Origin of the sequence: Demequina mangrovi (assembly GCF_000759715.1) — a bacterium.
Taxonomy (GTDB): Bacteria; Actinomycetota; Actinomycetes; order Actinomycetales; family Demequinaceae; genus Demequina; species Demequina mangrovi.
The window spans coordinates 106,096-125,485 of the sequence record NZ_BBLU01000005.1 but is presented as its reverse complement, the minus strand read 5'-3'; the positions used below and the strand labels follow the sequence as shown (position 1 = coordinate 125,485).

Here is a 19,390-nt window from a genome sequence, read left to right as displayed (position 1 = left end):
CTCAGGAGGTGCGGCCCAGGGCGACGAGCGCGTCGCCCGAGACCCGGTCCCCCACCTCCGCGAGCACCGCGGTCACCACGGTGCCGTCGCGGTCGCGGTCGAGAGAGCGGTCGACGTCGCCGACCCACACGAGAAGCGACTCGTCGAGCTCGTCGCCGGCGATGCCGTGGTCCGCGTTGAAGTCGCGGATCGCCTGCGCCGTGAGAGAACCGTAGACACCGTCGATCCCGCCGGTGTCGTAGCCGAGCTCGCCCAGCATCTTCTGCATCCCGTGCGTCACGGTCCACGAGTACGGGATGCGCGCATCGTCGTCCCATGCGCCAGGCTCGTCGAAGGGCGCGGGGCCCGTGTAGGCGACCACGGGCCGGCCGTCGATCTCGGCGACGATGTCCCCCGTCCAGAGCCTGTCCCCCGTCGTGACGTACAGCGCGGTGAGCTCTCCCCGCGCCCCGGGTGCGGCCGTCAGCGGGTCGAGCGAGCCATCGCCGTCGAGCGCCAGGAGGCCCGTCTCGTGCGCGACGGCGGCGTCCTCGTCGTCGAGGGCGGAGCACCGCACGTCCGCCAGGTCCGTCATCGTGCGAGCGGCGACATCGAGGGTCATGTGCCAGCACCCGCCGGCGCTCCCATGGCCCGCGAACCAGTCCGTGCCGCCCCCGGTCTCGACCGACGCCGAGGTGCGCATCGTCAGGCGCGCGACACCGCCGTCGACCTCGCTGCCGAGCACGGCCGTAGTCCCTCTCCCGGACTCGCCCTCCGCGCACGCGCGCGCCGCGACCGCCGCATCGTCCCCTCCCGCGCCCTCGGCCAGCTCGCTCACGGCGAGCGCGGTGCAGGCGGTGACCGCGCCGAAGGCCGCGGCGGCGGACCCACGCGCGCCCGACTCCGCGTCGTTGTCCTTCGACCGCTGATCGAAGGCGATCGCGCCCAGCGGCACCGCCACGACGAGCACCGCGAGCACGCCGACGGCGGCCAGCACGCCCACGAGCGCGGTTTGCCACCACGGACGCACCGCAGCACGTCGAGAACCCCCCGAGGCCTCCGCCATGAGGCGACTGTAATCGGGGAACCCCGCACCAGGCCATATGCCCGTCATGCGCGGAAACGCCGGCGAAACCATCGATGGCTAGCGTGGGCGCATTCGCACCGCGTGCACGCGTGCACGCCTGAACGAGAGGCAGCCATGGGCATCATCCTGGGCGACCACCAGTACGGCAAGGCGGAGAACCGCATCGTGCGCATCGTGCGCGACACCCCTCGCCACGAGATCCGGGACGTCAACGTGTCCAGCTGCCTGCGCGGCCGCTTCGACGAGGCGCACCTTACGGGCGACCAGGGCGCGGTGCTGCCGACCGACACGCAGAAGCAGACCTCCTACGCCTTCGCCAAGACGGTCGGGCTGGCCTCGCTCGAGCGGTACGCGTACGCGCTCGCCACGCACTTCGTCGACGACGTCGAGCCCGTCGACCAGGCACGCGTCGAGCTCGAGGAGTTCGCGTGGGAGCGGGTGAGCGTCGGCGGCGAGGAGCACGACTTCTCGTGGGTGCGCAAGGGCCAGGAGGTCCGCACCGTCGCGGTGACGTACGACGCCGAGGGCACCTGGATCACCGGCGGCCTCAAGGACCTCGTGGTGCTGAAGTCGTCGGGCTCGGAGTTCCACGGCTTCCTCAAGGACGAGTACACGGTGCTCGAGCCGACCTCGGACCGCATCATGGCGACCTCCCTCGTCGCGAAGTGGCGCTTCGGCGCGGTGGACGTCGCGACCTTCGACTTCGACGCGGCCTACGCCGCGATCAAGACCGCGCTCGTCGAGACCTTCGCCGGCTTCCACTCGCTCGCGCTGCAGCAGACGCTGTACGAGATGGGCAAGGCCGCGATCGAGGCGGTGCCCGAGCTGGTCGAGGTGCGGCTGTCCGCGCCGAACAAGCACCACTTCACGTACGACCTCGCGCCCTTCGGGATCGAGAACGCGAACGAGGTCTTCCACGCCGACGACCGCCCTTACGGCCTCATCCAGGCGTCCGTGACCACGGACGATGCGCCGCCCGCCGGTCCGGCGTGGCAGCAGTACTCGGGCCTGGTCTGAGCGAGCCGCGCGCCGCATCGTCCCCGGACAGCGCAGAGGCCCCGCACCTTTCGGTGCGGGGCCTCTGCGCGTGGACGATGCGGGGGCTCAGAAGTCCCAGTCGTCGTCCGTGGTCTCCTCGTGCTTGCCGATCACGTACGACGAGCCCGAGCCCGAGAAGAAGTCGTGGTTCTCGTCCGCGTTGGGCGACAGCGCCGACAGGATCGCCGGGCTCACGTCGGTGACGGTGGACGGGAACAGCGCCTCGTAGCCCAGGTTCATCAGGGCCTTGTTGGCGTTGTAGTGCAGGAACTTCTTGACGTCCTCGGCCATGCCCAGGGGGTCGTAGAGGTCGTGCGTGTACTGGACCTCGTTCTCGTAGAGGTCGTACAGGAGCGAGAACGTGTAGTCCTTGAGCTCCTCGCGGCGGGCCTCCGACTCGGCCTCGAGCCCCTTCTGGAACTTGTAGCCGATGTAGTAGCCGTGCACGGCCTCGTCGCGGATGATGAGGCGGATGAGGTCGGCCGTGTTCGTGAGCTTCGCGCGGCTCGACCAGTACATGGGCAGGTAGAAGCCCGAGTAGAAGAGGAAGCTCTCGAGCAGGGTCGAGGCGACCTTCCGCTTGAGCGGGTCGTCACCGTGGTAGTAGTCGAGGACGATCTGCGCCTTGCGCTGCAGGTTCTGGTTCTCGGTCGACCAGCGGAACGCGGCGTCGATCTCGGGCGTCGAGCACAGCGTCGAGAAGATCGACGAGTAGCTCTTGGCGTGCACCGACTCCATGAACGCGATGTTCGTGTAGACGGCCTCCTCGTGCGGGGTGAGCGCGTCGGGGATGAGCGACACGGCTCCCACGGTGCCCTGGATGGTGTCCAGGAGCGTGAGGCCGGTGAACACGCGCATCGTGAGCGTCTGCTCCTCGGGCGTGAGGGTGGCCCAGGACTGCACGTCGCCGGACAGCGGCACCTTCTCGGGCAGCCAGAAGTTGGCCGTGAGGCGGTTCCACACCTCGACGTCCTTCTCGTCCTGGATGCGGTTCCAGTTGATGGCGTCCACGTGGCTGACCAGCGTGAGCTTCTCGGTCATGTCTTGTTCCTTCTTGAGACTTCTGGAGGGGTTCCGGCGGCGATTACAGCATGCAGCTGACGCAGCCGTCGACCTCGGTGCCCTCGAGCGCCAGCTGGCGGATGCGGATGTAGTAGATGGTCTTGATGCCCTTGCGCCACGCGTAGATCTGCGCCTTGTTGATGTCGCGCGTGGTGGCGGTGTCCTTGAAGAACAGCGTCAGGGACAGGCCCTGGTCCACGTGCTGCGTCGCCGCGGCGTACGTGTCGATGATCTTCTCGGGGCCGATCTCGTACGCGTCCTGGAAGTACTCCAGGTTCTCGTTGTCCATGAAGGGCGCCGGGTAGTAGACGCGACCCAGCTTGCCCTCCTTGCGGATCTCGATGCGCGACGCGATCGGGTGGATCGAGGACGTCGAGTTGTTGATGTAGGAGATCGAACCGGTCGGCGGGACGGCCTGGAGGTTCTGGTTGAAGATGCCGTGCTCCTGGACCTTGGCCTTGAGCTCGCGCCAGTCCTCCTGGGTCGGGATCGCGATGCCGGCGTCCTCGAACAGCGCCGCGACGCGGGCGGTCGCGGGGACCCACTCCTGGTCGGTGTACTTGTCGAAGAACTCGCCCGAGGCGTACTTCGAGTTCTCGAAGCCCTCGAAGGCCGTGCCCTGCTCCTTGGCGATGGTGTTCGAGGCCGCGATGGCGTGGAACAGCACCGTGTAGAAGTAGATGTTGGTGAAGTCCACACCCTCCTCGGATCCGTAGTGGATCCGCTCGCGGCCCAGGTAGCCGTGGAGGTTCATCTGGCCGAGGCCGATGGCGTGGGCGCGGTCGTTGCCGTAGCGGATCGACGGCACCGCGTCGATGGCCGACTGGGTCGACACGGCGGTGAGGCCGCGGACCGCGATCTCGACCGTCTTCTCGAGGTCGCCGCCGTCCATCGCGGTGGCGATGTTCATCGAGCCGAGGTTGCAGGAGATGTCCTTGCCGATCTCCTCGTACGTGAGGTCCTCGTTGAAGGTCGACGGGGTGTTGACCTGGAGGATCTCCGAGCAGAGGTTCGACATGTTGATGCGGCCCGCGACGGGGTTCGCGTTGTTCACCGTGTCCTCGAACACGACGTACGGGTAGCCCGACTCGAACTGCAGCTCCGCGACGGTCTGGAAGAACTGGCGGGCCGAGATCTTGGTCTTGCGGATCCGGGCGTCGTCGACCATCTCGTGGTACTTCTCGCTGATCGAGATGTCACCGAACGGCACGCCGTAGACGCGCTCGACGTCGTACGGGGAGAAGAGGTACATCTCCTCGTTCTTGCGGGCGAGCTCGAACGTGATGTCCGGCACCACGACGCCCAGCGAGAGGGTCTTGATGCGGATCTTCTCGTCGGCGTTCTCGCGCTTGGTGTCGAGGAACTTCATGATGTCGGGGTGGTGCGCCGAGAGGTACACCGCACCGGCACCCTGACGCGCGCCGAGCTGGTTCGCGTAGGTGAAGGAGTCCTCGAGGAGCTTCATCACGGGGATGATGCCCGAGGACTGGTTCTCGATGTGCTTGATGGGCGCGCCGGCCTCGCGGATGTTCGACAGCGACAGCGCGACGCCGCCGCCGCGCTTCGACAGCTGGAGCGCGGAGTTGATCGAGCGGCCGATCGACTCCATGTTGTCCTCGATGCGCAGCAGGAAGCACGAGACGAACTCGCCGCGCTGGGCCTTGCCCGCGTTGAGGAAGGTCGGGGTGGCCGGCTGGAAGCGGCCCGAGACGATCTCGTCGACCAGGGCGGTCGCGAGGCCCTCGTCGCCGGCGGCGAGCGTGAGCGCGACCATGACGACGCGGTCCTCGTAGCGCTCGAGGTAGCGCTTGCCGTCGAAGGTCTTGAGCGTGTAGCTCGTGTAGTACTTGAACGCGCCCAGGAAGGTCGGGAAGCGGAACTTCTTCGAGTAGGCGCGCTCGGTCAGCGCCTGGATGAAGGTGAAGTCGTACTGCGCGAGCACCTCGGGCTCGTAGTACTTCTTCTCGACCAGGTAGTCGAGGCGCTCCTTGAGGGAGTGGAAGAAGACCGTGTTCTGGTTGACGTGCTGGAGGAAGTACTCGCGCGCCGCCTCACGGTCCTTGTCGAACTGGATGTTCCCCTCGGTGTCGTAGAGGTTGAGCATCGCGTTGAGCGAGTGGTAGTCCATGCCCGTGCGCGGGGCGTCGATCACTGTTGCTTCCACAGGTCATCCAATCCATCGCGGACGGCGGTGACGTCGTCCTGCGTTCCGAAGAGCTCGAACTTGTACAGGTGCGGGACCTTGCACTTGCTGGCGACGATGTCGCCGGCGATGCAGTAGGCCGAACCGAAGTTGGTGTTGCCCGCGCTGATCACTCCCCTGATGTACGAGCGGTTGTGCTCGTCGTTCAGGAACTTGATGACCTGCTTGGGCACGGCGCCGCGGTCGTTGCCGCCGCCGTAGGTGGGGAGGACGAGCACGTAGGGCTCGTCGACCTTGAGGGGCTCGTCCGTGGGGTACAGCGGGATCCGGTCCGCGGGCACGCCCAGCTTCTGCACGAAGCGGTGCGTGTTGCCCGAGGTGGAGCTGAAGTAGACGAGCGAGGCCATGAGGCGGCTGGCTTAGGAGGCGACCCGCTCGGCCAGCGCGGCGATGCGGTCCGGCTGGAAGCCCGACCAGTGCTCGTCGCCGGCGATGACGACGGGAGCCTGGAGGTAGCCCAGCTTCATGACGGTGTCGTACGCGTCCTGGTCCTCGGTGACGTCGAAGATCTGGAACTCGAGCTCGGCGCGCTCGAGCGCCTTCTTGGTGGCGGTGCACTGCACACAGGCGGGCTTCGAGTAGACCGAGATCGTCATGGGGACGTCCTTTCGAGACGCGAGAGCGGGCTGAGTAGGCGCCACTATATATGGGGTCTGGCCGCCGATGCCACCACTAGATGGTGTGTCTCATCCACAAATTTACCCACAATTTACACACAGCCCCGCGTGTCGCCTGTGGGTAACTCCGCCCGGTCTGCGCGACACGCCGTGTCACCCAGGGACGGGACCCGCGCGCGCCCCGAAACGCTGTGGAAACGGGGCCGGTCTACGGTGACGATGTGCGCTCCCCTTCGCCCGGAGAAGGGGGCTGAGGAGGGGGCACAGACATGACCGAGCCGTCGCATCTCGCGTCCGGCGGGGAGGTGCGCGTCTACCGCGCGCACGTCTTCCACATCGCCGGCGCACCCGACCAGACCGACGTCGCGTCGCATCTGGTGTCGCTGCCCGACGGCGCGCTCGTGGTCGACGGCGAGGGCCGCATCGTCTGGCTGGGCGACTGGGCCGCGCTGCCCGCGGCCTTCGCGGGCGCCCCGGTCACCCGCGCCGACTACCTCGTCCCCGGCTTCGTCGACTCGCACGTCCACTTCCCGCAGTCGTACGCGACCGCGGCGCACGGCGGCGGTCAGCTGCTCGAGTGGCTCGACCACTGCATCTTCCCCACCGAGGCGCAGTTCGCGGATCTCGAGTTCGCCGACCGGGCGGCGCGCTACTTCACGCGTCGCCGCATCGCCGCGGGCACCACGGCTGCGATGGTCTTCGGCAGCGCGTTCCCGGTGGCGCAGGACGCCCTCTACCGCGCGACGCTCGAGGCGGGGCTGCGTGTGGTCTCCGGCCGCGGCATCCAGACCGTCGGACCCGAGGCCGCCTCCGCGCTCATCACGTCCGAGGAGGACGCGATCCGGCTGGTGGCCGAGGAGATCGACCGCTGGCACGCGGTCGACACCGGCGACCCGCGCTCCGCGCACGTCCAGGTCGCCGTGGTGCCGCGCTTCTCGCTGTCCGTGACCCCTCGCACGCTGGCCGCGCTGGGCGAGCTCTACGACGAGGCACGCATGACCGGCGTCTACTTCCACAGCCACCTCAACGAGAACAACCGCAAGGGCGACGGCGAGATCGCGGCGGTGCTGGGCTCGTACGGCGTCGAGGCCTACCTCGACACCTACGACGGTCGCTTCCTGCCGGGCTCGAAGTCGGGCGGCCACTCGCTGCTGGGCCGGCGCTCGTCGCTCGCGCACGCGGTGCACTCGCAGCCGCGCGAGCTCGCGCGCATGGCGGAGACGGGGACCTCGATCGCGCATTGCCCCACCTCGCAGCTGTTCCTGGGATCGGGAACGATGCCGTGGCGGGCGACCGTCGAGGCCGGGGTGAACATCGCGCTGGGCTCGGACATCGGCGCGGGCGACGAGTGGCTGATCTCGCGCGTCGCGGGCGACTGCTACAAGGTCCACATCTCCGAGGAGGGCGACGCGGGCACCGCGATCCACCCCGCCGAGCTGCTCTTCGCCGCGACCCTCGCCGGCGCGCGGGCGCTCGACATGGAGCACGCCTTCGGCAACCTCGACGTGGGCAAGGACGCGGACTTCCTGCTCATCGAGACGTCCCGCTGGGAGCCGCTCGAGGGGATGCTGTCGATGGGCATCCGCTCCGACGACGAGGAGCAGGCGACGCTCGAGGAGCTCTTCACGCTCCTGGTGGGGCTGCGTCAGCCGGCCATCGCGGCGGTCTACGTCGCGGGCGAGAAGGCGGTCGCGCCCGAGCTGTAGCACCGCCGCCTCTCCTGCCGTCGCCCGAAAGTGGTAGGTGAGCGTCGGTTTCAGCGGGTCTCTGCGCCGGAGCGGTAGGTCATTGTCGTTCTCCCTGGTGAGGGCTATGTTCAACGCATGCACCCCACCGCCAAGCGATGCGCCCAGTGGGCCACCGGGCTGGTGCTCATCGGCACGTTCGTGGTCATCGCCGGTCCGGAGATCATGAGTCGCGCCAGCTACGCCACCGGCGCCGGCGACGAGGTCGTGTTCTGGTTCCTCAACTACGTGGTCGGCGGACTGCGGCTCTTCGCCGTGCCGATCGCGGCGGCCCTGGTGTGCGCCGCGGTCGTGATCCAGGTGCTGGCGCCCACGCGCGAGGACGCCTCCACCGAGGACACTGAGCACCCGACCGAGGCCTGACCCGGTTGTCGCCTCGTCGAGCCGGATCGATGCCGCGTTCTTCCTGGGGTGGGGACCATCGTCCCTAGGATGGTTGACACCTGTTACTTACCGTGGAATCACCCACCGGCACCGTCGCCGGGATCCCCACCGAAAGGAACCAGGTCATGCAGAACCACCAGGAGCACTACGACGACGTGATGTGCGGCATCGGCGCCCTCGGCGACCACATCCCCGGCACCATCAAGAGCTTCTTCTCGCTCCACCACGCCGCCCTCGCGGACGGCGCGCTCCCCAAGTCGACCAAGGAGCTCCTCGCCCTCGCGATCGCGATCTCGGTCCGCTGCGGCGGCTGCATCACCTGCCACGTCAAGGACGCCCTCACCGCCGGCGCGACCCCCGAGCAGGTCTACGAGACCATCGGCGTCGCGATCCTCATGGGCGGCGGCCCCTCGGCCGTCTACGGCAACGAGGCCCGCAAGGCCGTCGAGGCCTTCAGCGCCGTTCCGGCCTAAGCACCTCCTCCACGAAGGCGGGGATCCCTCCGGTCCCCGCCTTCGTCGTGCCCGGGCGCACCGCGCGGCGTGAGAGGATCGCCGCCGTGGCAGTGGTGAGCGATCGGGTGGCGGAGCGCGCGGCGGAGGACTTCGGACGGTCCGCGCCGCGCATCGTGAGCGCGCTCGAACGCCTCGCCGTCACCCCGGGCGCCGACCCCGAGCGGGTCCACGCCGCCGTGCTGCTCTCGGGCCGCGGCGACCTCACCCTCTTCGAGGACGCCCTCGAGCACGCGCGGGACGACTGGCGCGACCTGCTCGACCGGGCCGCGCTCGCCGGTCCCGACTGGCGCGAGAGGCTCGATGCCGAGCTCGGCCTCCAGTAGGCGCGGGACGATGCGTCGGCGCGGCTGGGCGATCGCGGCAGGAGCCGCCGGACTCGCGCTCGCGCTCGTCTTCGTCAAGGCGTCGCTCGCCTGGTCCGACGCGCAGCCCTACGACCCTGCGGTGACGGAGCCCCGGTACATCGTCCTCATCCTCATCTCGCTCGCCATCGCGGGCGCGGGGCTGCTCGCCGCGATCCGGCTCTGGACCGGGCCCTGGCGAGGCCGCCAGGACCGGCGTCGATAGCCGCACGGGCCACCGGGCGCGCAGGTCCTGGGCGCATCGTCCCCGACACGACTAGCCTGGCAACCGTGACTGCACCTATCGATCCCACGACCACGTCCGCCTGGGCCGAGCTGTCCGCCCACCAGGCATCGTTCACCCCGGATCTCCGCGGGTGGTTCGCCTCCGACGCGACCCGCGTCGAGCGCTTCTCGCTGCCCCTGGCCGACCTCCACGTCGACCTGTCGAAGAACCTCGTCACCGACGAGATCCTCTCCTCGCTGGTGAAGCTGGCCGAGGAGACCGGCGTCGCCGACCGCTACGCCGCGATGCTCGCCGGCGAGCACATCAACACCACCGAGGACCGCGCCGTCCTCCACACTGCGCTGCGCCGCCCCGCCGGCATGGAGCCGGCCCTCGAGGTCGACGGCCAGGACGTCGACGGCGACGTCCAGTCCGTGCTGTCCGCGATCGACGCCTTCGCCGACCGCGTCCGCTCGGGCGAGTGGAAGGGCGTCACCGGCAAGGCCGTGACGCACATCGTCAACATCGGCATCGGCGGCTCGGACCTGGGCCCCGTCATGGTCTACGAGGCCCTCGAGCCGTACGCGAACGCGGGCATCGAGGCGCGCTTCGTGTCGAACATCGACCCGACCGACATGGGCCAGAAGGTCAAGGGCCTCGACCCCGAGACCACGCTCTTCATCGTCGCGTCGAAGACCTTCACCACGCTCGAGACCCTCACCAACGCGCGTCTCGCGCGCGACTGGCTGTGGGACTCGCTCGCGGAGGCGGGCGTCTCCGTCGCCACCGACGCGGAGAAGGACGATGCGGTCGCGCACCACTTCGTCGCCGTCTCGACCGCGCTCGACAAGGTCGCGGCCTTCGGCATCGACCCCGCCAACGCCTTCGGCTTCTGGGACTGGGTCGGCGGCCGCTACAGCGTGGACTCCGCCATCGGCCTGTCGCTCGCGATCTCGCTGGGCCCGGACACGTTCCGCGAGCTGCTCGCGGGCTTCCACGCCGTCGACCGCCACGTCGCGGAGACCCCGCTCGAGAAGAACGTGCCCGTCCTCATGGGGCTGCTCAACGTCTGGTACGTCAACTTCCTGGGCGCCCAGTCGCACGCCGTGCTGCCCTACGCGCAGCAGCTGCACCGCTTCGCGGCGTACCTCCAGCAGCTCACCATGGAGTCCAACGGCAAGTCGGTGATGTGGGACGGCTCCCCCGTCACCACGGAGACCGGCGAGATCTTCTGGGGCGAGCCCGGCACCAACGGCCAGCACGCGTTCTACCAGCTGATCCACCAGGGCACCAAGCTGATCCCGGCGGACTTCATCGCCGTCGTGAACCCGGCCTACCCCCTCGAGGACGGCGGCCAGGACGTCCACGCGCTGTTCCTCGCGAACTACCTCGCGCAGACCAAGGCGCTCGCCTTCGGCAAGACCGCCGAGGAGGTCGAGGCCGAGGGCACCACGGGCGCGCTCGTCGCGGCGCGCACGTTCGCGGGCAACAAGCCGACCACGTCGATCTTCGCGCCGTCGCTCACCCCGTCGGTCCTCGGCCAGCTCATCGCGCTGTACGAGCACATCACCTTCACGCAGTCGGTGGTGTGGGGCATCAACGCCTTCGACCAGTGGGGCGTCGAGCTGGGCAAGAAGCTCGCGCTCGAGATCGCCCCGGCGATCGAGGGGGACGATGCGGCGCTGTCCGCGCAGGACGCGTCCACCCAGGCGCTCATCGCGTTCTACCGCGCGAACCGGGCCTGACCCGAGACAGCACGAAGGGGGCCGGCCCGCTGGGCCGGCCCCCTTCGTCGTCTGCGTCGACCGGGACGCGACCACCATCGACCACTGCGAGTTCGCGATCCCGAGAAAGCGACACTCACCTACCACTTCCGAGGGCGGGTGGGACCGTCAGGCGGGGGCGGCCGCCGCCTCGCGGGCCTCGCGGGCCTTGGTCAGCGCGAGCGCGAAGGTCTCGACCGGCTGAGCGCCCGAGACAGCGAAGGCCTCGTCGAACACGAAGAACGGGACGCCGGTCGCGCCGTACGCCGCGGCCTGCGCGATGTCCGCCTCGACGGCGTCGACGTAGGCGTCCGAGTCGAGCACCGACCGGACCTCGTCCTCCGCGATGCCGAGCTCGGCAGCCAGGCCCACCAGCACGCCGTGGTCGGACACGATCGCGCCGTCGATCATCTGCGCCTGCATGAGGCGCTCCTTCATCTGCGCACCGAGCCCGCGGGCGTGCGCGAGATGCAGCAGCCGATGCGCGTCACGGGTGTTCGCCGCCATGTAGCGGTCGAAGTCGTACGCGATCCCCACCTCGGAGCCGAGGTCGATGAGCCGCTGATTCATCTCACGCACCCGCTCGGGGGTGGTGTTGAACTTCGCGGCGAGCGCCTCGGCGTGCGGGATCGCGGAGTCGGCGGGGATGCTCGGGTCGAGCTGGAAGCTGCGGTATCGGACGGACACGTCCTCGCCCGAGGCGGCGACGGCCTCCTCGAGGCGGCGCTTGCCGAGGTAGCACCACGGGCAGGCGATGTCCGACCAGACGTCGATCTGGATTGTCATGGCGCAGAAAGGTACCGCATGCGGCGGCGCCCTCCTGACCGCTCAGCTCCCGCGGTAGGTGGAGTAGCCGAACGGGCTGAGCAGCAGCGGCACGTGATAGTGCGGGTCGCCGTCGACGCCGAAGGCGATGCGCACCTCGGGGTAGAAGGTCGCGATCCCGTGGTCGGCGAACCACGCGCCGGTCGCGAAGACCAGCTGGTACGTGCCCTCGTGGAGCACGTCCGGGCCGAGCGAGCCGACACGGCCGTCCGCGTCCGTCACGCCCGTGGCGATCTCGACGTCGCCGTGCAGCAGCCGCACGGGCAGCCCGACCGCGGGCCTCCCGTGCACCGAGTCCAGCACATGCGTGGTCACGTGGCTCATGCCGCCACCTCCCCGTAGGTCGCGCGGAGGCGCAGGAGCGCGATCCCCCGCAGCTGATCTGCCACCTCCGCAAGCTCGACCGCGTCCTCGTTGCGCAGCCGCCGCTCGAGCTCCCCGACGATCTCCTCGCGCGAGCGCCCGGCCGCGCGGATGAGGAACACCCGGTCGAAGCGCTGCTCGTACGCACGGTTGCCCTCCGCGAGACGCGCCGCGAGCGCCTCGTCGCCGGAGGCGGACGACGCCTGCTCGGACTGCGAGAAGCGCGACTCCGCGTCGTCGCCGTCGCGACGCTCGCCGATGCGCGGGTGCGCCGCGAGCGCCTCGTCGATCTCCTCGGGCGACAGCGGCGTCGCGGCCGAGACCGCGGCACGCTCGAGCTCGAGCAGCGTCCCGTAGGCGCGCGAGGACAGCTCCTCGGCCCAGCGGCTCACGCGCAGGCAGGTGAGAAGGTCCTCCGGGGTGGGTTCGATCATCGTCCCTCCTTACGATGTCCAGTATGGCGAACGGACTGGTCGGCGTGGTGCTCGCCGCGGGTGCGGGTTCGCGCTTCGGCGCGCCGAAGGCACTGGCACGGGACGATGACGGGGCGTGGCTCCCACGCGCCTGCGATCTGCTCGCGGGCGCGGGCTGCGGCACGGTGCTCGCCGTGCTCGGCGCGGAGGCCGAGGAGGCCAGGCACCTGCTCCCCAAGGGCGCGCACGCGATCATCGCGACGCGGTGGTCCGAGGGGATCGGCGAGAGCCTCCACGTCGCGCTCACCGCGGCGCAGTCGGTGCACGCCGAGGCGGTGCTGGTGACGCTCGTGGACCTGCCGACGCTGCAGCCCGAGGCGGTCGAGCGCGTCGCGGAGCGATGGACCGGCGATCAGAAGGTCCTCGCGCGCGCGGTCGACGGCGAGACCCCGGGACACCCGGTGCTCATCGGCGGCGCGCACCTGCGCCCGCTGCTCGCGACCGTCGGCGGCACGCGCGGCGCCTCGCACTACCTGGACGCGCACCGCGCGGAACCCGTCGACTGCACGGGGCTGGGCGTCGCCGCCGACGTCGACACGCGCTGACTCACACCTCGATCTCGCCGCGGACGCACACGTCCGTCGCGCCGCCGATCCACAGCTCCTCGTCGGCGGGCGTGACATGCACGCGCCCGCGTCGCCCCATCGCGGTGCCCTGCGCGGCGACGTAGGGCGCCTCGACCCGCCCGCTCGACACCAGCCACTGCCCCAGCGACGCGTTGAGCGAGCCGGTGACCGGGTCCTCGCGCAGGCCGCTGCCGTCCGAGGTGAAGAAGGCGCGCACCTCGACCGCGGTCTCCGACCCCTCCGGCTGAGGACCCACCACCCCGATGAACCAGTCGCCCGGGTGCCCCGCCGCGTCGGGCTCGAGCGCGAGCACCTCCTCGGCCGAGGCGAGCTCGATGCCCACCCAGCCCGGCCCGTTGTCCACCCACCGCGATGCGACCACGCGGTCGACGGAGGTGCCGAGCACCGCGCAGAAGCGCTCGAGGTCCTCGTCGGAGACCGGTCCTGAGCGCAGGGGCTCGGGAGCGGCGAAGGCGAGCCGCGTGCCGTCGTCCCACACGTCGACCAGTCCGATCCCGCACTCCTGGACGATCCGCCTCGCCTCGCGCGGCCGCCCGCCCGCGTCGAGCCACGCGCGGGCGGTGCCGAGCGTGGGGTGACCGGCGAACGGCAGCTCGGCGCTCAGAGTGAAGATGCGGACGCGGTAGTCCGCCTCGGGCGTGGTCGGCTCGAGCACGAACGTGCACTCGGACAGGTTGGTCCACACCGAGATCGCGGCCATCTGCGCGTCGGTGAGACCGTCGGCGCCGAGGATCACCGCGACGGGGTTGCCGGTGTAGGGCTCGGCACCGAAGACGTCGACCTGACGGAAGGCAAGAGAAGTCATGCCGTCGACCCTAGGCGCGGACGATGCGCCGGCACAGGTCCGCGGCGCGCGGAACTGGCACCCGGCGCCGGGCGCCGCCGCCTCAGAGAGGCGACCCGTCCGTCATCCGCTGCGCCACCGCCAGCACCGCGGCCTCCATCGCGTCGATCGCGAGCGCGACGTCCTCGACCGTGACGACCTCGTCGGGGTGGTGGCTCACTCCCCCGTTGCCGTTGCGCACGAAGAGCATCGCGTAGGACGTGAGCGACGCGATCGCCATCGCGTCGTGGCCCGCCTTCGACAGCAGCTCCATGGGGTCGCGTTCCCCCGTCGCGGCGCGCACGCCGTGCTCGATCGCCTCGCTCAGGCGGCGCTCGGTCGACGTCGCGCGCGCCTCGTGCCGCAGCCGCTCGGTGAACGTGAGCCGCCGCTCGCCCGCGGCGGCGAGGGCCTTCGCGCGGATGTCCTCCCACGCCTTGTCACGGTCGGCGTCGGTCGCGGCGCGGACGTCGAGCGAGAACTCGGCGCGTCCGGGGATGACGTTGGCGGCGCCCGGCGCCACCGTGAGCTCGCCGACCGTGCCCACCACGTCCCGCGCGAGCGCGACCTTCTCGACCGCGAGCGCGGTCTCCGCGGCGCCGAGCAGCGCGTCGCGGCGGTGGCGCATCGGCACCCCGCCGGCATGGCCGGCCTCCCCCTCCATCACGAGGTCGAAACGCTTGGCGCCCATGATCCCGGAGACCACGCCGAGCGGCCGCCCGGCGTCGAACAGCAGCGGACCCTGCTCGATGTGCGCCTCGAGGTAGCCGACCACGGTCGCGGGGTCGAGCGCCGCCTCGCCCACCGCGTCGGGGTCGAGGCCGAAGGCGGTGAGCGCGTCGCGCATCGTCACGCCGTCCGCGTCCTCGAGGTCGAGCCAGGCGGGATCCCACGTGCCGGCCACCGCGCACGAGCCCAGCAGCGTGCGCCCGTAGCGCACGCCCTCCTCGTCGGCGAAGCCCAGCACCTCGATCGCGAAGGGCAGGCGCGCGCCGTGCGCGGCGAGCCGGCGCACCACCGCGATCGCGATCATCACCCCGAGGATCCCGTCGTAGCGCCCGGCGTCCGGCACGGTGTCGAGGTGCGAGCCCAGCAGCAGCACGGGGGCATCGTCCGTCGCGCCCGGGTACGAGCCGCGCACGTTGCCCGCGGCGTCCTGCCACGCGCGCATGCCCGCCGCCTCGATCCACTCGGACGCCTGGGCGTTCGCGGCCGCGTGCTCGGGCGAGAGGTAGATGCGCTCGATGCCGCCCTCCATCGAGGAGATCCCAGCGAGCACGTCGCAGCGGCGCATCACCTCGCGGGCGTCCTCGAGCGAGGCGCCGGACGATGCGGCCCGACGCGCGCGCCTCATGCGGCCGTCCCGTAGACGTCGTAGGCGGCATCGACCCCGCCGCCCGAGGGCACCGCGACGCCGTGGCGGCGCAGCACCGACTCGAGCGCCGCGAGCGTCGCGAGCACGGCGTCCTTGCGGGCGTTGTAGCCCATGGTGCCGATGCGCCACACGCGCCCCGCGAGCGGGCCGAAGGACGTGCCGATCTCGATGCCGAAGTCGGCGAGCATCGCCGCGCGCACCGCCTCGCCGTCGACCTCGTCGGGGATCACCACCCCCACAACGTTGGCCATCTTGTAGGCGCGGTCGCCGTAGACCTCGAGCCCGAGGCCCTCGACACCGGCGAGCATCGCGTTGCCGTGGAGCAGGTGGCGCTCCTGGTTCGCGGCGAGGCCCGTCTCGAGGATGAGGCGCGCGCACTCGCGCGCGCCGTAGAGCATGGTGGTCGCCTCGGTGTGGTGGTTGAGGCGCCGCGGCGACCAGTAGTCGAAGATCATCGCGAGGTCGAAGTAGTTGGAGCGGATCGGGTGCGCGGTCACCGGGTCGCCGTCGGCACGGATGCCGGCCTCGATCGAGCGACGCGCCTCGATGACCTCGACCGCGCGCGGCGAGAACGTCGCGGGCGCGGAGCCCGAGGGCCCGCCGAGGCACTTCTGGAGCCCCGCGGTCGCGGCGTCGACCCCCCACTCGTCGGTGGGGAACGGGTTGCCACCGAGCGTCGCGGTGACGTCCGCGTACAGCAGGCACTCGTAGCGGTCGCACAGCTCGCGCAGCCCGTCGAAGGGCTGCATCATCGTGGTCGAGGTGTCGCCGTGGACCATCGCGAGCAGGTGCGGCCGGACCCGCTCCATCGCCGCGGCGATGTCCTCGAGCGGCACCACGGTGCCCCACGGCGCGTCGACGGTGTGGACCTCGGCTCCGCAGCGCTCCGCGATCTCGACGAGCAGGTGGCCGAAGCGCCCCATCACCGGCACGAGCACACGGTCGCCGGGCTCGAGCAGCGACACCAGCGCCGCCTCGATCGCGCCGCGCGACGTGGAGTCCACCAGCAGCGTCTGCTGGTTCGCGGTCGCGAAGATCTCGCGGTACAGGCCCATGACCTCGTTCATGGCCTCGGTCATGAACGGGTCGTACTGGCCCACCAGCTGCGCGGACATCGCGCGCAGCACGCGCGGGTCCGCGGAGATGGGTCCGGGCCCCATGAGCAGCCGCGCGGGCGGATCGATCGGGCCTGGCAGGGACATCGAAGCCTCCACGGAATGTTGATGAGACTTACACAGTGTGCCCGAACGATGTTTCGCCTGGATTGCGCAGGATCGCGGCGAGCGCGAGGCCCGCGTCGACGAGCGCGAGCTCGGATCCGCGGGGGCCGACGAGGCACAGCCCGACGGGTCCGTCCGGGGTGTCGAGCACCGGCACGGACAGCGCGGGCCGCCCCGTGAGCCCCGCGATCGCGGTGATGCTCAGCGTGGCGCGACGGCGCGATTCGAGCTCGGCCTCGTCGGCATCCAGTCGCGGCGCGGCCGAGGCGGTGGACGGCACCAGCAGGATCCGGTCGCCGAGCTCGAGGTCGAGGCGCGCCGCGAGCAGGCCCGCGTCAGCGAGCGCATCGGCCTCCTGCTCGGGGGTGACGTCGCGGGCGAAGTCGAAGCGCTCCTGCACGTCGGGCGCGAGCGCGCCCGGATGGGCCTCGACCCACGGCCCGTCGGCGCGCCACGCCTCGGCGGACTGCGTGAGGCGGAACGCGAGGAGCATGTCGTCGAGCGCGGGGACGTCGACGGGCAGCGGCCTCACTCCGGCGCCCGCGAGAGTCGCGAGCGCCGCGTCGAACGCGTCGCGCACGCCGCGGGCGCAGGACATCATCGCGGCCGGCGCGGCGAGGAAGCCCGGCGCGGGCGCGACCGCGTCGCGCCCGGCGAGGCCGACCGCGGCGACCCTGCGCATCGTCTCCCCGTCGCGCGTGAGCCATCCCGCGGTGTCGTAGCGGGGCGCGAGCGGCGCCACGCGCTCGAGGCTGACCGCGCCGTGCGTGGGGCGCAGCCCCCACAGCCCCTGGTACGAGGCGGGCACGCGGATCGATCCGGCCGTGTCGGAGCCGAGGCCGATGCTCGCCTGGCCGAGCGCGACCGCGGACGCGGGGCCCGAGCTCGAGCCGCCGGGGATCGCTCCGGGCACCACCGCGTTGGGCGGGGTGCCGTAGTCGGGGTTGAGGCCCGCGACCGAGTAAGCGAACTGGTCGGTCTGGGCGATGCCGAGCACGTCGGCCCCGGCGTCGAGCAGCGCCTGGACCGCTGGCGCGTTCTCGTCCTCGACCGGCGCCTCGGCAAGGTACGCCTTCACCCCGACGCCGATCCGCTGCCCCGCGATCGCGAAGAGGTCCTTGACCGCGACGGTCTCACCCGCGAGCGGGCCCTCGCCGGCCCCCGCGACCAGCGGCACGCCCAGGACGCGCCAGATGCGCGGGTCGAGCGCGGGCGAGGGCGCGGTCACGTGCGCGGCGACGATGCGCCAGGCGCCGTCCGCGCCGCGCCGCCACAGCTGGGTGACGAGGCCCCGGCCGCCGGACGAGGGCGCGTTGACCGTGGTGACGTGGGCCGCATCGTCCCCCGCGAGGTGGATGCGGAGCTCGAGCACGTCCCGCGGTCCGGCACCGCCGCGGCGCGAGCGGAAGCCGGTGATCCGCTCGTGGCCGATGAGGAGCCCGTTCCGGTCGCCGCGCAGCGGGTGCGGCCCGTGCTCGAAGGCGGAGGCGAGCGCGTCGAGGTCGTCGGCGGCGAGCGCCGACTCGTACGCCAGGACGGCGTCGACCAGACCCTCGGGCGCGGGTGCGCCCCCCTCGACGACGATGTTCATCGGACCCCCTCGAAGTCGGCGCGGCGGATGCGGGCGTGGACCCCGGTGACCAGGTCCACCACCTGCGAGATCTCGAAGTCGGTCGCGGCGGACAGGTACGCGTAGGCCAGGTGCGGCGCCATCCCGTACCGCGCGCCCAGGAGCGCGATCGCCTGGCGGACGCAGGCCCGCATCGCCTCGTCGAGGTCCTCGTCCATGCCTGTGGGCATGAGGTGCGTGGCATCGGCCGCGAGCGGTCCCGCGAGCTCGCCGAACTCCCGCGCGGCCTCGGTCGCGTCCATGACGTCGAGCCGGATCCGGACCCGCAGCGAGGCCTCGAGGGCGGTGAGCGCGACCTCGCCGTTGCCCTGCGCGAAGTGCGGATCGCCCACGTAGGCGAGCGCGCCGTCCACCTGGACGGGCAGGTGCAGCGTCGCGCCCGCGGTGAGGTGACGGATGTCGATGTTGCCGCCATGCGGCCCGGGCGGCACGGAGTGGGCGCGCTCGTCCGTGTCCGTCGCGACGCCCATGATCCCCAGGAACGGCGCGAGCGGGAAGCTCACGCTGCGCTCGCCGTCCGGCGTGAGCGGCAGGCGACCGTGCCAGACGCCGTCCGCATCGGGAGCGATCGGGGTGAAGACGGAGACGTCCTCGGGACCGGCGGGCATCTCACCCGGGAGCGCGCCGCGGCCGTGACGGTTGGAGATCACCCCGTACGGCACGCGCGGGGTCGCGTCGAGCAGCGTGATCGCGAGGAGGTCGCCCGGCCGCGCGCCGCGGACCTCGATCGGTCCGGTGACCACGTGCGGGCCGTCCGAGGCGTCGCGGGTGCGGGTGGCGGCGATCGCGATCGCGTCCTCGAGCACGTCCTCGGGAGCGACGCCGTGACCGCCGAAGAACGCGAGCGGGTCGCCTCCCTGATCCGGGAGGAGGCCCTCATGGCTGACCGTGTCGACGGTGAGCTCGGCGCCCGGGTCGACGGCGAGCACCGGCGCGTCGCCGCGTCGCGGCAGGCGTCCCCAGTGCACGAGACCCGGCTCGGCGGGGACGTACGGCGTGTCGTGGACGCGCGCGCCGGGCTGAAGCGTGCCCTGGTAGTCGCCCACACGGCCTCCCCTCCGTGGCCGATGCACGGTGTGCCCTAGTCTTGGGCCGAGACTACAGCCGCCCCGGGACGCGGTCTCGGAGCCTGAC

Annotated in this window: 21 protein-coding genes; 8 read left to right on the top strand and 13 right to left on the bottom strand. The window is 71.2% G+C overall.

The features are described from left to right. Nucleotide 1: 1 nt before the first annotated feature. Nucleotides 2-1,045 carry a peptidoglycan-binding domain-containing protein gene (locus tag TR42_RS06250; RefSeq protein ID WP_074789244.1) on the bottom strand — a complete coding sequence of 348 codons (1,044 nt, stop codon included), beginning with the start codon at nt 1,043-1,045 and terminating at the stop codon, nt 2-4. 135 nt (nt 1,046-1,180) lie between these two features. On the opposite strand from TR42_RS06250, the gene pucL reads away from it, so the two are divergent. Continuing rightward, nucleotides 1,181-2,083, top strand: a complete 903-nt coding sequence (pucL, locus tag TR42_RS06245; protein WP_042214075.1) for a factor-independent urate hydroxylase — start codon at nt 1,181-1,183, stop codon at nt 2,081-2,083. 87 nt (nt 2,084-2,170) lie between these two features. Here the strand turns inward: pucL and nrdF are convergent, their stop codons facing one another. The 4 genes from nrdF to nrdH are packed head-to-tail and all read right to left on the bottom strand — an operon-like array spanning nt 2,171 to nt 5,965. Next, complete coding sequence (gene nrdF, locus TR42_RS06240) at nt 2,171-3,145, bottom strand: class 1b ribonucleoside-diphosphate reductase subunit beta (protein ID WP_042214073.1); 975 nt, start codon at nt 3,143-3,145, stop codon at nt 2,171-2,173. Nucleotides 3,146-3,188: 43 nt separating this feature from the next. After that, complete coding sequence (gene nrdE, locus TR42_RS06235; RefSeq protein WP_042214241.1) at nt 3,189-5,294, bottom strand: class 1b ribonucleoside-diphosphate reductase subunit alpha; 2,106 nt, start codon at nt 5,292-5,294, stop codon at nt 3,189-3,191. Nucleotides 5,295-5,314: 20 nt separating this feature from the next. Beyond that, complete coding sequence (gene nrdI / locus TR42_RS06230; RefSeq protein ID WP_042214072.1) at nt 5,315-5,716, bottom strand: class Ib ribonucleoside-diphosphate reductase assembly flavoprotein NrdI; 402 nt, start codon at nt 5,714-5,716, stop codon at nt 5,315-5,317. Between the two features lie 12 nt (nt 5,717-5,728). Then, complete coding sequence (gene nrdH, locus TR42_RS06225; RefSeq protein ID WP_042214070.1) at nt 5,729-5,965, bottom strand: glutaredoxin-like protein NrdH; 237 nt, start codon at nt 5,963-5,965, stop codon at nt 5,729-5,731. 290 nt (nt 5,966-6,255) lie between these two features. On the opposite strand from nrdH, the gene TR42_RS06220 reads away from it, so the two are divergent. The 6 genes from TR42_RS06220 to pgi all read left to right on the top strand — a co-directional run bounded on the left by TR42_RS06220 (nt 6,256) and on the right by pgi (nt 10,942). Further along, nucleotides 6,256-7,692, top strand: a complete 1,437-nt coding sequence (locus TR42_RS06220) for an amidohydrolase family protein (protein ID WP_042214068.1) — start codon at nt 6,256-6,258, stop codon at nt 7,690-7,692. Between the two features lie 117 nt (nt 7,693-7,809). Beyond that, a complete protein-coding gene (locus tag TR42_RS06215) occupies nt 7,810-8,094 on the top strand; it encodes a hypothetical protein (protein ID WP_042214066.1) in 285 nt (94 codons plus the stop codon). A 146-nt stretch (nt 8,095-8,240) separates the two neighbouring features. After that, the gene (locus TR42_RS06210; protein ID WP_042214065.1) at nt 8,241-8,588 is read left to right on the top strand and encodes a carboxymuconolactone decarboxylase family protein; all 348 of its coding nucleotides are present in this window, start codon (nt 8,241-8,243) and stop codon (nt 8,586-8,588) included. 86 nt (nt 8,589-8,674) lie between these two features. Then, a complete protein-coding gene (locus TR42_RS06205; protein ID WP_052405695.1) occupies nt 8,675-8,953 on the top strand; it encodes a hypothetical protein in 279 nt (92 codons plus the stop codon). 10 nt (nt 8,954-8,963) lie between these two features. Beyond that, on the top strand, nt 8,964-9,197 hold the full coding sequence (locus TR42_RS06200) for a hypothetical protein (RefSeq protein WP_042214063.1): 234 nt from the start codon (nt 8,964-8,966) through the stop codon (nt 9,195-9,197). Between the two features lie 65 nt (nt 9,198-9,262). Further along, on the top strand, nt 9,263-10,942 hold the full coding sequence (gene pgi / locus TR42_RS06195; protein ID WP_042214061.1) for a glucose-6-phosphate isomerase: 1,680 nt from the start codon (nt 9,263-9,265) through the stop codon (nt 10,940-10,942). 147 nt (nt 10,943-11,089) lie between these two features. Here the strand turns inward: pgi and TR42_RS06190 are convergent, their stop codons facing one another. From TR42_RS06190 to uraD, 3 genes are read right to left on the bottom strand one after another with little or no spacing between them, the layout of a single operon-like run. Beyond that, nucleotides 11,090-11,746 (bottom strand): DsbA family oxidoreductase, encoded by a 657-nt coding sequence (locus TR42_RS06190; RefSeq protein ID WP_201770782.1) that lies wholly within the window; start codon nt 11,744-11,746, stop codon nt 11,090-11,092. 42 nt (nt 11,747-11,788) lie between these two features. Further along, on the bottom strand, nt 11,789-12,109 hold the full coding sequence (uraH, locus tag TR42_RS06185) for a hydroxyisourate hydrolase (protein WP_042214059.1): 321 nt from the start codon (nt 12,107-12,109) through the stop codon (nt 11,789-11,791). Continuing rightward, nucleotides 12,106-12,582 (bottom strand): 2-oxo-4-hydroxy-4-carboxy-5-ureidoimidazoline decarboxylase, encoded by a 477-nt coding sequence (gene uraD / locus TR42_RS06180; RefSeq protein ID WP_042214058.1) that lies wholly within the window; start codon nt 12,580-12,582, stop codon nt 12,106-12,108. Before uraD ends, uraH begins: the two co-directional genes overlap by 4 nt. 23 nt (nt 12,583-12,605) lie before the next feature. Between uraD and TR42_RS06175 the strand changes: the two genes are divergently transcribed. After that, the gene (locus TR42_RS06175) at nt 12,606-13,166 is read left to right on the top strand and encodes a nucleotidyltransferase family protein (RefSeq protein WP_042214055.1); all 561 of its coding nucleotides are present in this window, start codon (nt 12,606-12,608) and stop codon (nt 13,164-13,166) included. A gap of 1 nt (nt 13,167) precedes the next feature. Here the strand turns inward: TR42_RS06175 and TR42_RS06170 are convergent, their stop codons facing one another. The 5 genes from TR42_RS06170 to TR42_RS06150 form a co-directional block, all read right to left on the bottom strand. Beyond that, nucleotides 13,168-14,013, bottom strand: a complete 846-nt coding sequence (locus tag TR42_RS06170) for a PhzF family phenazine biosynthesis protein (protein WP_042214054.1) — start codon at nt 14,011-14,013, stop codon at nt 13,168-13,170. An 82-nt stretch (nt 14,014-14,095) separates the two neighbouring features. Next, nucleotides 14,096-15,385, bottom strand: coding sequence for an allantoate amidohydrolase (locus TR42_RS06165; RefSeq protein WP_042214052.1), 1,290 nt, complete (start codon nt 15,383-15,385; stop codon nt 14,096-14,098). Continuing rightward, nucleotides 15,382-16,608 carry a pyridoxal-phosphate-dependent aminotransferase family protein gene (locus tag TR42_RS06160; RefSeq protein WP_042214050.1) on the bottom strand — a complete coding sequence of 409 codons (1,227 nt, stop codon included), beginning with the start codon at nt 16,606-16,608 and terminating at the stop codon, nt 15,382-15,384. The genes TR42_RS06165 and TR42_RS06160 overlap by 4 nt, the downstream gene beginning before the upstream one ends. Nucleotides 16,609-16,636: 28 nt before the next feature. Further along, nucleotides 16,637-18,217, bottom strand: a complete 1,581-nt coding sequence (locus TR42_RS06155; protein ID WP_042214049.1) for an AtzH-like domain-containing protein — start codon at nt 18,215-18,217, stop codon at nt 16,637-16,639. Further along, a complete protein-coding gene (locus TR42_RS06150) occupies nt 18,214-19,302 on the bottom strand; it encodes an acetamidase/formamidase family protein (RefSeq protein WP_042214046.1) in 1,089 nt (362 codons plus the stop codon). The genes TR42_RS06155 and TR42_RS06150 overlap by 4 nt, the downstream gene beginning before the upstream one ends. Nucleotides 19,303-19,390 lie beyond the last annotated feature (88 nt).

Coding starts and splice junctions, on each gene's coding strand:
- TR42_RS06250 (WP_074789244.1), bottom strand. CDS start 1,045: ATGGCGGAGGCCTCGGGGGGTTCTCGACGTGCTGCGGTGCGTCCGTGG.
- pucL (WP_042214075.1), top strand. CDS start 1,181: ATGGGCATCATCCTGGGCGACCACCAGTACGGCAAGGCGGAGAACCGC.
- nrdF (WP_042214073.1), bottom strand. CDS start 3,145: ATGACCGAGAAGCTCACGCTGGTCAGCCACGTGGACGCCATCAACTGG.
- nrdE (WP_042214241.1), bottom strand. CDS start 5,294: ATGGACTACCACTCGCTCAACGCGATGCTCAACCTCTACGACACCGAG.
- nrdI (WP_042214072.1), bottom strand. CDS start 5,716: ATGGCCTCGCTCGTCTACTTCAGCTCCACCTCGGGCAACACGCACCGC.
- nrdH (WP_042214070.1), bottom strand. CDS start 5,965: ATGACGATCTCGGTCTACTCGAAGCCCGCCTGTGTGCAGTGCACCGCC.
- TR42_RS06220 (WP_042214068.1), top strand. CDS start 6,256: ATGACCGAGCCGTCGCATCTCGCGTCCGGCGGGGAGGTGCGCGTCTAC.
- TR42_RS06215 (WP_042214066.1), top strand. CDS start 7,810: ATGCACCCCACCGCCAAGCGATGCGCCCAGTGGGCCACCGGGCTGGTG.
- TR42_RS06210 (WP_042214065.1), top strand. CDS start 8,241: ATGCAGAACCACCAGGAGCACTACGACGACGTGATGTGCGGCATCGGC.
- TR42_RS06200 (WP_042214063.1), top strand. CDS start 8,964: ATGCGTCGGCGCGGCTGGGCGATCGCGGCAGGAGCCGCCGGACTCGCG.
- TR42_RS06190 (WP_201770782.1), bottom strand. CDS start 11,746: ATGACAATCCAGATCGACGTCTGGTCGGACATCGCCTGCCCGTGGTGC.
- uraH (WP_042214059.1), bottom strand. CDS start 12,109: ATGAGCCACGTGACCACGCATGTGCTGGACTCGGTGCACGGGAGGCCC.
- uraD (WP_042214058.1), bottom strand. CDS start 12,582: ATGATCGAACCCACCCCGGAGGACCTTCTCACCTGCCTGCGCGTGAGC.
- TR42_RS06175 (WP_042214055.1), top strand. CDS start 12,606: ATGGCGAACGGACTGGTCGGCGTGGTGCTCGCCGCGGGTGCGGGTTCG.
- TR42_RS06170 (WP_042214054.1), bottom strand. CDS start 14,013: ATGACTTCTCTTGCCTTCCGTCAGGTCGACGTCTTCGGTGCCGAGCCC.
- TR42_RS06165 (WP_042214052.1), bottom strand. CDS start 15,385: ATGAGGCGCGCGCGTCGGGCCGCATCGTCCGGCGCCTCGCTCGAGGAC.
- TR42_RS06160 (WP_042214050.1), bottom strand. CDS start 16,608: ATGTCCCTGCCAGGCCCGATCGATCCGCCCGCGCGGCTGCTCATGGGG.
- TR42_RS06155 (WP_042214049.1), bottom strand. CDS start 18,217: ATGAACATCGTCGTCGAGGGGGGCGCACCCGCGCCCGAGGGTCTGGTC.